Source organism: Ideonella sp. B508-1, from assembly GCF_000333615.1.
Lineage (GTDB): Bacteria > Pseudomonadota > Gammaproteobacteria > Burkholderiales > Burkholderiaceae_C > Ideonella.
This window is the reverse complement of sequence record NZ_BADL01000513.1, coordinates 1-7,745: the sequence shown is the minus strand read 5'-3', so window position 1 is coordinate 7,745 and position 7,745 is coordinate 1. Positions and strand designations below refer to the sequence as shown.

General features: G+C 68.6%; 8 protein-coding genes and 1 pseudogene. 6 read left to right on the top strand and 3 right to left on the bottom strand.

The window, feature by feature from the left end:
• Nucleotides 1-23: 23 nt before the first annotated feature.
• Nucleotides 24-194, top strand: a pseudogene (locus tag I73_RS34160) (branched-chain amino acid ABC transporter substrate-binding protein); the annotation flags it as partial.
• Here I73_RS34160 and I73_RS32815 read toward each other — a convergent pair.
• Together I73_RS32815 and I73_RS29415 are read right to left on the bottom strand one after the other, a co-directional pair.
• Nucleotides 158-382: a hypothetical protein gene (locus I73_RS32815; RefSeq protein ID WP_022982291.1), complete on the bottom strand. Its 225-nt coding sequence runs from the start codon at nt 380-382 to the stop codon at nt 158-160. The pseudogene I73_RS34160 and the gene I73_RS32815 overlap by 37 nt on opposite strands.
• 148 nt (nt 383-530) lie before the next feature.
• Nucleotides 531-1,496, bottom strand: a complete 966-nt coding sequence (locus I73_RS29415) for a LysR substrate-binding domain-containing protein (RefSeq protein ID WP_022982290.1) — start codon at nt 1,494-1,496, stop codon at nt 531-533.
• Nucleotides 1,497-1,868: 372 nt separating this feature from the next.
• On the opposite strand from I73_RS29415, the gene I73_RS20250 reads away from it, so the two are divergent.
• The 4 genes from I73_RS20250 (at nt 1,869) to I73_RS20235 (ending at nt 5,147) form a co-directional block, all read left to right on the top strand.
• Nucleotides 1,869-2,861, top strand: coding sequence for an ABC transporter substrate-binding protein (locus I73_RS20250; RefSeq protein WP_022982289.1), 993 nt, complete (start codon nt 1,869-1,871; stop codon nt 2,859-2,861).
• 11 nt (nt 2,862-2,872) lie between these two features.
• Nucleotides 2,873-3,676, top strand: a complete 804-nt coding sequence (locus tag I73_RS20245) for an ABC transporter permease (protein WP_022982288.1) — start codon at nt 2,873-2,875, stop codon at nt 3,674-3,676.
• Nucleotides 3,664-4,467, top strand: coding sequence for an ABC transporter ATP-binding protein (locus I73_RS20240; RefSeq protein ID WP_022982287.1), 804 nt, complete (start codon nt 3,664-3,666; stop codon nt 4,465-4,467). Before I73_RS20245 ends, I73_RS20240 begins: the two co-directional genes overlap by 13 nt.
• Before the next feature lie 125 nt (nt 4,468-4,592).
• The gene (locus I73_RS20235; protein ID WP_022982286.1) at nt 4,593-5,147 is read left to right on the top strand and encodes a hypothetical protein; all 555 of its coding nucleotides are present in this window, start codon (nt 4,593-4,595) and stop codon (nt 5,145-5,147) included.
• A gap of 22 nt (nt 5,148-5,169) precedes the next feature.
• On the opposite strand, the gene I73_RS20230 is transcribed toward I73_RS20235, so the two are convergent.
• Complete coding sequence (locus tag I73_RS20230; RefSeq protein ID WP_022982285.1) at nt 5,170-6,057, bottom strand: LysR substrate-binding domain-containing protein; 888 nt, start codon at nt 6,055-6,057, stop codon at nt 5,170-5,172.
• Between the two features lie 222 nt (nt 6,058-6,279).
• Between I73_RS20230 and I73_RS29410 the strand changes: the two genes are divergently transcribed.
• Nucleotides 6,280-7,745 (top strand): TRAP transporter large permease subunit (locus I73_RS29410; RefSeq protein WP_022982284.1); only part of this gene is annotated, 1,466 nt, incomplete at its 3' end.

The window sequence follows — 7,745 nt, the reverse complement described above, 5'->3', positions numbered from 1 at the left end:
AGGACTTCAAGGCGAAGCTCTAGAAGAAGTTCGGCGCGGACGTGCAGATCTATGCGCCGTACGTGTACGACGCGACCAACGTGATGGTGGCGGCGATGGAGAAGGCGGGCTCGGCGGATCCGGCCAAGTACCTGCCGGTGCTGGCCAAGACCACGGGCTACAAGGGCGTGACGGGTGTGATCAGCTTCGACGAGGCGCGCACGGCCTGTTCCACATCGGCCTCGCCGCAGGCGGCCACCTGGCCCAGCAGGCGGCCGGTGGCCGGGTCGTGCGAGGCGTAGGTCTGGCCCGACAGGGCCGGGGCAAAGCGGCCGTCGATGCAGGCCTCGGTCAGGTAGCGCTGCCGCAGGGCGCGGGCATGCCAGTCCAGTGGGGTGTCCAAAGCAGGGTCTCCTTGCACCAGGGTTCACGGGGGATCGTGCCCCAAGGGCGTGGCGCCGCCAAGCAGCAAGAAACTGCCTGTGCCATAGAAAAAAGCTGGGCGGGGGCCCAGCTTTGTGCGTGAGGGGGAGGGCAGGGCGCGGTGGCGCTCAGGCGGCCTGGCGCACCTGGCTCAGGTCCGTCACCTTGGGCGGCAGGGCGTGGGCGGCGTCCAGCTGGCCCAGCATCTCCTTGCAGTGCTCCACGAAGAGGCGGGCCGGCTTGGTCAGCGGTGAGCGGGCCAGCCAGGTGGCGGCCAGCTGCGAGCCGCTGACCTGCTCGCGCAGCGGGCGGCACACCAGGCGGCGGCCGTCGTAGCTGGCGTCCTCGCGCGGACGGGTCACCAGCAGCGAGAAGCCGAAACCCTGGCCCACCATGCCGCGCACCATCTCCAGCGAGGGCGAGCTGAACACCACGTTCGGCGAGAGCCCGTGCTCCTCGAAGACCTTGATGAAGTAGGTGCGGCTGGGCTGCACGTCCAGGTGGATCATCGGTTCGTGCACCAGCTGGTGCAGCGAGACATCGGCCTGCTCGGCCAGCGGGTGGCCTTCGGGCAGCAGCACATAGGGGCTGCTGGGGCGCATCAGGGGCTCCACCTCCAGCGTGCTGTCCAGGTCGTGGCGGAACAGGATGGCCAGGTCGAAGCGGCCGTTGGTCAGGCCGTGCACCAGTTCGTGCTGCTCGCCGTCGCGCAGGCGGATGCTGACGCCGGGGAAGCGCTCCTGGAAAGTCTTGAGCAGGGTGGGCATGTACAGCGGCGCCACCGTCTCGAAGCAGCCGATGTTGATCTGGCCGCCGGTCAGCTCGTTGTCGGCCATGGCGTTCTGCTCGAAGGCGTGGGCCGACTGCAGCAGAGCCTGGGCTTTTTCATAAAAGCGCTGGCCGGCCTGGGTGAGGTACATGCCCTGGGCGTGCTGGCGGATGAAGAGCTGCACGTTGAAGGATTCCTCCAGCCCCTTGATGGCGGCCGAGATGGAGGGCTGGGCGATGAAGAGCTGGCGCGAAGCCTCGGCCACGGTGCCGCACTTGACCGTGGTCACGAAGTACTTGAGCTGCCGCAGGGTGTAGTTGGCCATCGCAAATTCCTTGGAAACGTCGGGGCTCAAGCAGCAATATCCATGCACGGATTTGAGCCCCGTCAGCCCCGACAAGGGAAGCGGGGTCTCTCCCGACCCAGGACTTTTTGAGGGTCGAACGATATTTCTCCGAATCAGGCCCCCAAGCCTGGTGCGCGCGGCCTGCGCCAGGGCCGTGCACGGGCTCGCGTAGCGGGTCCGCCGTGCCTGCAGCACCGGCGCTGCACCACCGTCTGACCGGTGTTGCACTGAGATGGGGCGCGCCTGCCAAAGCGAGCTTTTTGCTCGCATCGGCTCACAAATTTCGTGCTTTCGCGACCGGGAGGCGCACGCAACCATCACGGCCAGTCAACCAAGCTGGAGTGCATCACCATGACCCGTTTCCTCCGTCACGCCCTGTCCCGTCTGGCCCTGGCCGTGGGCGCCAGCGCCGTGCTGCTGGGCGCTGCCCAGGCCGGCACACTGTCCATCGGCCACACCACCTGGGTGGGCTACGGCCCGCTGTTCGTCGCCCGTGACCTGGGCTACTTCAAGCAGGCCGGCCTGGACGTGCAGATGACCACCATCGAGGAGTCCTCGCTCTACATGGCGGCCATGGCCTCGGGCAAGCTCGCCGGCACGGCCTCGACCATCGACGAGATCCTGAAGTACCGCAGCCCGCAGTTCTGCTTCCGCTCGGTGCTGGCGCTGGACGAGAGCGCGGGCGGCGACGGCGTGGTCACCGCCAACGGCATCACCAGCATCAAGGACCTCAAGGGCAAGGCCGTGGCGGTGAACGAGGGCTCGGTGTCCATGTTCTGGCTGTCCTACCTGCTCAAGCAGGCGGGCCTGGGCGTCAAGGACATCGAGGTCAAGAACATGACCGCCGACGACGCGGCATCGGCCTTCATGGCCGGCCGTGTGCCCGCTGCCGTGACCTGGGAGCCCAACCTCAGCATGGTCAAGCAGAAGAAGGCCGGCCAGGTGCTGGTGGACAGCCGCAAGACACCAGGCGTGATCGTCGACGTGGTGGCCCTGCGCTGCGACGTGATCGACAAGCAGCCCGCCGACGTGAAGGCGCTGGTGGAGGGCGTGAACAAGGCCGTGGCCTACATGAAGGCGCACCCGGCCGAGTCGGCCAAGATCATCGCCAAGGGCGTGGGCGGCTACCTGTCCAAGCCGGAGGACGTGAGCGAGGCGCTCAAGGGCGTGCGCTTCTACGACACCGCCGGCAGCGCGGGCCTGATGGGCCAGCCGGGCCAGCCCGGTCCGCTCAAGGACGTGGTCTCGCTGGCCAACGAGACCTGGAGCGTCATCCAGGGCAAGACTTTCAATGTGGGCTATGACGACCTGGTCGACACCCGCTTCCTGAAGCCGGCGCACTGAGGAGGGCGGCGATGTCGAGTGCAAGCCGACTGCTGCAGCGCTGTCTGACGCCCAAGGCCGCGCTGCCCCGGCAGCTGGTGCTGGGCGCGGCCGCCCTGAGCTGGCTGCTGATGCTGGGGGCCTGGTGCGCGCTGTCCTACGGCGGGCTGGTGCCGGCCATGTTCCTGCCCACGCCGGTGGACGTGGTGATGGCGGGCTGGCACCTGGCCGAGGACGGCACCCTGTTGGAGCACATCGGCGCCAGCGTGGAGGTGGTGCTGGTCGGTTTCGCGGTGTCGTCCGCGCTGGCCATCCCGCTGGGCCTGTTCATGGGGTCCTTCCGCCTGGTGCAGGCCCTGCTGGATCCGCCGGTCAACTTCATCCGCTACCTGCCGGTGACGTCCTTCGTGCCGCTGTTCATCCTGTGGATCGGCATCGGCCTGGAGCAGCGCGTGGCGGTGATCATCTTCGGCGTCTTCTTCCAGCAGCTGGTGATGGTCTCGGACGTGTGCCGCAGCGTCAGCAAGGACCTGGTCAACGCCAGCTACACCCTGGGCTGCAAGCGCCGCGACGTGCTGCTGCATGTGCTGGGCCCGGCCTCGCTGCCGGGCGTGCTGGACACCTTGCGGGTGACCATCGGCTGGGCCTGGACCTACCTGGTGGTGGCCGAGCTGGTGGCGGCCTCCAGCGGCTTGGGCTACATCAGCCTGAAGGCCATGCGCGGCCTGCAGGTGGACGTGATCTTCCTGGCCATCGCGGTGATCGGCCTGCTGGGCCTGCTCACCGACCAGATCTTCCGTGTTCTCAGAATGAAGGTGTGCGCATGGGCGCAGTGAATCTCGAAACGGCGCCAGCGCGGCTGCAGGTGCGCGACGTCAGCCTGCGCTACCCCACGCCGGCCGGCGGCACCTTTGTCGCGCTGGACAAGGTCTCCCTGGAGGTGCCGGACCAGCAGTTCGCCGTCATCGTCGGCCCTTCGGGCTGCGGCAAGTCCAGCCTGCTGTACCTGACCGCCGGCCTGAGCGAGCCGACCGAGGGCGAGATCGTCGTCAGCGGCCAGCGCGTCACCGGCCCGGGGCCGGACCGCGGCATGGTCTTCCAGGGCTACACCCTGTTCCCCTGGCTGACGGTGCGGCAGAACATCGAGTTCGGCCTGAAACGCCGCGGCATGCCGCCGGCCCAGCGCCAGGAGGTGGTGGACCACTACCTGGACGAGGTGCGGCTGCGTCCCTTTGCCGACAACTTTCCCAAGCAGCTCTCGGGCGGGATGATGCAGCGCGTGGCCATTGCCCGCGCCCTGGCCAACGACCCGCAGATCCTGCTGATGGACGAGCCCTTCGGTGCGCTGGACAGCCAGACCCGCCACCAGATGCAGCGCCTGCTGCTGCGGGTGTGGGAGCACGCCAAGAAGACGGTGGTCTTCGTCACCCACGACATCGACGAGGCCATCCTGCTGGGCGACCGCGTCTACGTGATGGGCGCGCGGCCCGGGCGCATCCGCCAGATCATCGACGTGCCGCTGGCCCGCCCGCGGCCCGAGGACGTGGAGCTGGCGCCGGAGTTCATCGCGCTCAAGCGGCAGATCGTGGACCTGCTGCACGACGACCTGCACCGCATCGACCCCTGAGTCTTGGCGTTCCTTGTCTGTGGCTGGAGAATGCTCGGCACAGAGCACGGAGATGAACGAAGACCGCAGCGCGGAACGGCAAGTGCCGACGGCTGCGGCGGGGACCCCAGGAGCTGCAGGACACCATGAAGCCGCGAAGCCAATACAGGTTTGCCTTGTTCGTCGGGTTGATGTGCCTGGGGGTGCCATGCGCGATGGCGTCCGACGAGAGCGAGTTTCGGCCGACCAACGGCATCACGAACGTGGATTTGCTGGGCGACGGCACGCCCGCCATGGTGATGGTTGCTCGACGGGAGAACTTCAACGCGCACTCTTTCGACGTGGTGAGCACGCTTTTGCGCGTGGATGACCAGTGGACGGTGGTGCCGCTGTTCGATGCCGGCCAGGAGCAGGACAGCCTGACTTCGTCGGGAGGCGCCGACTGCCTGCTTCACGACTTTCGCTTCCTGCGCCACGGTGCCAGGGCGCCTCTCACACTGGTGGTCGCAGATCGCGACTTCGGCGACAGCTTTGTCGCTGTCCGTCCTGTGACCTTCAAGCTGTATCGCCTGGCAAAGAATGAAGATGGGGCCGCGGGTGCACCGCGATGGCGCTTCCAGTTGAGCGCAACGCGCGTCTCCGCGAACCCGTACTGCGATGTCGGGGAGGCGTTTGCCCACGAGTCGCTCTGGCGCGAGTAGGCCCCGAACCTCGCCGCCGTGCTCAGCCGCGCGAGGCTTCGCCGTGCAGCCAGGCCAGGAAGGCTTCCACCGGCCGCCGCCGCGCATGGCGGGCCGGGTAGACGGCGAAATGCGCCTTCACGCGGATGGCCTTGTCCAGTCCGACCACCGGTTGCAGGCGCCGGTCGGCCAGGTGGCCGCCGGCGATGGTGGTGCTTTCCAGCGCCACGCCCAGACCCTGGGCCGCGGCGTCCAGGGACATCTGGGCGCGGTCGAAGCGCAGCCCGAAGCGCTCGGGGGCCCGGCGCTGGGGGAGCGTGGCCTTGAACCAGTCGGCCCACTGGACCACGCTCACATTGCTCTGGATGAGCGGCACGTCTAGCAACTGCTCCGGACGCTTGAGCCGGTGCTCGCGGATGAAGGCGGGGCTGGCCAGCGGCACGATGCTTTCCTCGAACAGCGGCTCCACCACCAGATCGGGCCAGCGCGGCACGCCGTAGCGGATGTCCAGATCGGCCTGGCCCTGGGTGAAGTCGCTGTGGGTGGGCGAGGCCGACAGGTTGAGCGCGATGTCGGGGCAGGCCTGAGAGAAGGCCTTGAGCCGCGGCGCCAGCCACAGGCTGGCCAGGCTGGGCGTGGCATGCACGTACAGGCTGTTGTTCATGCCCTGCTGCAGGTCGTCGCTGGCGGACACCAGGGCGGCCAGCGCGCCGCTGATGCGCCCCAGGTAGCGCTCCCCCGCGGTGCTCAGGCGCACGCCGCGGGCGCTGCGCTCCAGCAGGCGCACGCCCAGTTGGGCCTCCAGCCGCGCCACCTGGTGGCTGATGGCCGAGGCCGTCAGGTGCAGCTCGGTGGCCGCGTGCGCAAAGCTGCGGCGCCGGGCCACGGCCTCGAAGGCCAGCAGGTTGGGCAGAGGGGGCAGCTTGGCCATGGGGGGAACCCTGTTGTTGGATGACAGATTGTCATCCTAGGCTGAAAACACATCGCTTGTCGTCATGTTTGGCGCCGCCAATACTTGCGCCACGCCCCAAAGAGGGTGCTTGCGGACGGATTCCACCGTCCCGCAACCCATCCAGGAGACAACGATGACCTCTTTCCGCTTGGCACTCCCGCGCCTGTCGGCGCTCCGCTGGCTGGCCCGGCCATGAGCGGCATGCTGTTGCACAGCCCCACCTTGCCCACCCCCGGGTCGCTCGCGGCACGGGCCGAGGAATGGGTGGGCCGCCTGGCCGAGGTGCCCGCCGCCATCCTGGTGGTGGGCGAAGTCGCCGTGCTGCTCGCCGGTGTGGTGATGCGCTTCATCTTCAATGCGCCGCTGCCCTGGGCCGATGAGCTGGCTTCCATCCTCTTCCTGTGGCTGGCCAATCTGGGCGCGGCCGTGGCCCTGCGCCGGGGCACCCACATGCGCACGACGGCGCTGGTCTCACGCTGGAGCCCGCGTGCCCAGGCCTGGGCCGAGGCCCTGGCCACCGCCGCGCCCTGCCTGCTGCTGGTGATCCTGATCAGCCCGATGGCCGAGTACGCCCACGACGAATGGGTGGTGCAGACGCCGGCCCTGGGCTGGCCCAACACCGTGCGGGCCGCGGCCGTGCCGGTGGGCTGCGGCTTCATGATCGCGCTGAGTCTGCTGCGCTTGGCACGCCTGGGCGTGGCCGATCTGGCCGGCGCGGCGCTGGCCTTGGGGGCGGTGGCCGTGGCGCTGTATTTCGCGGCGCCCCTGCTCACCGCCATCGGCAACTGGAACCTGCTGGTGTTCTTCGCGCTGCTGCTGGGCGCGGGCGTGCTGCTGGGTGTGCCCATCGCCTTCTGCTTCGGGCTGGCGACGGTGGCCTTCCTGCTGACCACCAGCGGCGACACGCCTCTGGCGGTGGTCAGCGGTCGCATGGACGAGGGCATGAGCTCACTGATCCTGCTGGCGGTGCCGCTGTTCATCCTGCTGGGCCACCTGGTCGAGATGACCGGCATGGCCAAGGCGATGGTGGACTTCCTGGCTTCGCTGCTGGGCCATGTGCGCGGTGGCCTGAACTATGTGCTGCTGGGGGCCATGCTGCTGGTGTCGGGCATCTCCGGTGCCAAGACGGCCGACATGGCCGCGGTGGCCCCGGTGCTGCTGCCGGAGATGAAGCGGCGGGGCAACGACGAAGGTGAGCTGATCGCGCTGCTGGCCGCCTCCGGCGCCATGGCCGAGACCATTCCGCCCTCGCTGGTGCTGATCACCATCGGCTCGGTGGCCGGGGTGTCGATCGCGGCGCTGTTCACCGGCGGCATCCTGCCCGGGGTGGTGCTGGCTCTGCTGCTGGCCGTGATGGCGCGGCTGCGCAGCGCCGAGGTGGTCCAGGGCTTGAAGCGCGCGCCGCTGCGGGTGGTGGGGCGCACGCTGATCGTGGCGCTGCCGGCCCTGTTGCTGCCGGTGCTCATCCGCACGGCCGTGGTCGAGGGCGTGGCCACCGCCACCGAGGTGTCCACCATCGGCATTGCCTACGCCGTCTGCGCAGGGCTGCTGATCTACGAAGGCCGCGTCCTTGGTGCCGAAGTCCATGTCCGGCAGGTTGACGAAGCCCGCGCCCTCCTTCTGGATGGCCCGCAACACCGGCCGGATGCCGGCCTGGCGGTCGAACA

What these genes read in the sequence shown, in the direction of transcription:
- I73_RS29415 (WP_022982290.1), bottom strand. Translation starts at nt 1,496, where the DNA reads ATGGCCAACTACACCCTGCGGCAGCTCAAGTACTTCGTGACCACGGTC.
- I73_RS20250 (WP_022982289.1), top strand. Translation starts at nt 1,869, where the DNA reads ATGACCCGTTTCCTCCGTCACGCCCTGTCCCGTCTGGCCCTGGCCGTG.
- I73_RS20245 (WP_022982288.1), top strand. Translation starts at nt 2,873, where the DNA reads ATGTCGAGTGCAAGCCGACTGCTGCAGCGCTGTCTGACGCCCAAGGCC.
- I73_RS20240 (WP_022982287.1), top strand. Translation starts at nt 3,664, where the DNA reads ATGGGCGCAGTGAATCTCGAAACGGCGCCAGCGCGGCTGCAGGTGCGC.
- I73_RS20235 (WP_022982286.1), top strand. Translation starts at nt 4,593, where the DNA reads ATGAAGCCGCGAAGCCAATACAGGTTTGCCTTGTTCGTCGGGTTGATG.
- I73_RS20230 (WP_022982285.1), bottom strand. Translation starts at nt 6,057, where the DNA reads ATGGCCAAGCTGCCCCCTCTGCCCAACCTGCTGGCCTTCGAGGCCGTG.